The organism is Kosmotoga sp. (assembly GCF_982836095.1).
Window position 1 is genome coordinate 1 of the sequence record NZ_CEYIHJ010000087.1, and the last position, 224, is coordinate 224.

Consider the following 224-nt stretch of genomic DNA (forward strand, 5'->3'; position numbering starts at 1 on the left):
CCCCTTTGCCAGAGATAGTTTACGTTTTTCTTGCCAATCATGCCGGCATTCCAGCAAAGCCTCTGGTTGAAGTTGGAGAAAAGGTGCTAACTGGGCAAAAAATCGGTGAAGCAGCTGGTTTTATCTCCGCAAATCTTCATTCACCGGTTACTGGCGTGGTGAAAGAGATCACAAAGGTTTATCATCCTGTCCTCGGTAAGCCAGACAACGCAATCGTTATAGAA

Annotated in this window: 1 pseudogene; it reads left to right on the forward strand. The window is 46.0% G+C overall.

The features are described from left to right. Window positions 1-224, forward strand: a pseudogene (locus AC3LHT_RS06690) (electron transport complex subunit RsxC); the annotation flags it as partial.